Origin of the sequence: Thermovirga sp. (assembly GCA_012523215.1) — a bacterium.
GTDB lineage: Bacteria > Synergistota > Synergistia > Synergistales > Thermovirgaceae > 58-81.
Genome location: JAAYIZ010000208.1, coordinates 1 through 2073 on the forward strand (window position 1 = coordinate 1; position 2073 = coordinate 2073).

3 protein-coding genes are annotated in these 2073 nt (G+C 59.8%); 2 read left to right on the forward strand and 1 reads right to left on the reverse strand.

What is annotated here, in order from left to right; translation table 11 throughout:
• The coding region (locus tag GX108_05795) for a DNA polymerase I (GenBank protein NLO56550.1) at nt 1-454 on the reverse strand (454 nt) is incomplete at its 3' end.
• Here GX108_05795 and GX108_05800 point away from each other — a divergent pair.
• Nucleotides 441-1421 carry an MBL fold metallo-hydrolase gene (locus GX108_05800; GenBank protein ID NLO56551.1) on the forward strand — a complete coding sequence of 327 codons (981 nt, stop codon included), beginning with the start codon at nt 441-443 and terminating at the stop codon, nt 1419-1421. The genes GX108_05795 and GX108_05800 overlap by 14 nt on opposite strands.
• A gap of 303 nt (nt 1422-1724) precedes the next feature.
• The coding region (locus GX108_05805; GenBank protein NLO56552.1) for a DEAD/DEAH box helicase at nt 1725-2073 on the forward strand (349 nt) is incomplete at its 3' end.

A 2073-nucleotide genomic window follows, 5' to 3' on the forward strand; every position in this document is an offset into this window, starting at 1 on the left:
AGGGGCGAAGGATGGTGATGGCGCCCTCGCCCAGCGTCTGGAAGAGGTCCTTGTCAGGGGTGACGATGACCACGCCCTTGCCGCGCTCCGCTTCCCTCACGGCTGCCGCGGCGATGAGGTCGTCGGCCTCGTAGGCGCCGTCGGCGACGACCCTTATACCCAGTGAGCGAGCCAGATCCATCATGAGGGGCAACTGAAGGATGAACTCCTCCGGCGGGGAGGGCCGGTTGGCCTTGTAGGGAGGGTAAAGCCGCCTTCGGAAGTTGGGCCCGGGGGAATCGAATACCACGGCCCCCTCCTGTGCCCTGGATCTTTCGACGATGCCCATGAGCATTCTTCCAAAGCCATAGACGCCGTTCACCGGTACGCCTTCGGGGGAGCACAGGGGTCGCTTGATGCCGTAATAGGCCCTGTAGGCCAGGGCGTGGCCGTCTACAAGGATGAGGTCGGTCAAGGGTTCCTCCTTTCGCGAAGGGGAGGTTGTCATTCTCTCCCCGCCGTCCTATGGTATCAGCAAGCGAGGGGGTGCACCAATGGATATGGTGAATGCATCGGGGAGCAGTTGGTACATACCGGGCCCCACCAACCTGGGGGTCCACGTCCGGGACGGCCGGGCGGTCCTCATCGACAGCGGCAACGACGAATCGGCGGGGAGGAAGATCCTCAAGGCCTTCGAGGAGAAGGAGTGGCCCTTGGACCTCATCGTCAACACTCACTCCAACGCGGACCATATAGGGGGCAACGCCCTCATCCAGAAGAGGACGGGCTGCCGGATAGCCGCCACGCGGGCCGAGTCGGCCTTCATCGAGGAGCCCTGGCTCGAACCGGCCCTGCTCTGGGGGGCGGCTGGTTTTGGTGCCATCACCGGGAAGTTTCTGAAGGCCCAGCCCTCGAGGGTCACCGACATAATAACCTCGTCGGGGCCCGTGTTGGATACGGGACTCGAGGCGGTGCCCCTTCCGGGGCATTTCCTCGACATGGTGGGCCTGAGGACCCCCGACGGTGTCTTCTTCATCGCCGACAGCCTTTTCCCACCGGCCATCCTCGACAAGTACGGCATGGCCGTCTGCTTCGATGTGGCCGCCCAGCTGAAGACCCTGGAATACTTGGGAAAAGCCGAGGCGACCCTTTTCATTCCCAGCCACGCCGAACCGAGCGGTGAAATCGGCCCCCTCGTGAAGAGGAACAAGGACGCCCTAGAAATGGTCCGCGACAGGGTTCTCAAGATTTGTGCCGCACCGGCCTCCCGGGAGGACATCCTGGCCGACCTGGCCGTCTTTTTCGACCTCTCGCTCAACCCCGCACAGTACATCCTCACCCATATAACCGTATCGGCCCACCTTTCCTACCTCGCCGACCAGGGCGCCATCGAACCCTTCTTCGAAAAGGGCCGAATGCTTTGGGGTCAGGGCTTGAAATGAAGCAATTGAATACAATAAATAATGGCGAAGAAATCGCGAATCGGAGATTCAAAGGTCGCAATCAGTGGAAAAACCAGCGGTGAAGGGTAAAATTTAAACGATTCAAAGCTTTCGGCTCGCGATTCGCGGCTTCCCTCGCTTTCGCAATCCTCCTTGACATTTCAACGCCGATGACGATAATAGTACTATTGCCGTGAAGGGATTACACGAAGTGGCGCCCCCATGGGTGCCGCTTTTTTTGTGTCCCTTTCCCGAATACAGGAGGAATGCGCTTTTATGGAACAGACCGCAACATTGGAAAAAATGGAACAGGAAGGCCGGAAAACCTTTGAGGGTTTCGGTCTTCGGGAAGAGCTCCTCGGAGCCATGAACGCAAAGGGTTTCACCGAACCCATGCCGGTCCAGACCGCCGTGCTCGAACGGGACGATCTCGATGTCGACCTGATCGTACGAGCCAGGACTGGCTCCGGGAAGACCCTCGCCTTTTTGCTTCCCCTTATGAACAACCCGGACTTAGACCGATCAAGGCCGGGAGTGCTGATAATCTCCCCAACGAGGGAACTGGCCCTCCAGATCTCCCGCGAGGCGGAGTGGCTCTCCAGGCGGATCGACTGCGCCTGTGCCACCTTGGTGGGCGGTATGGATATGTCAT

Bases quoted from the DNA above. Each gene is read 5' to 3' on its own strand.
- GX108_05800 (NLO56551.1), top strand. From the start codon at position 441: ATGAGGTCGGTCAAGGGTTCCTCCTTTCGCGAAGGGGAGGTTGTCATT.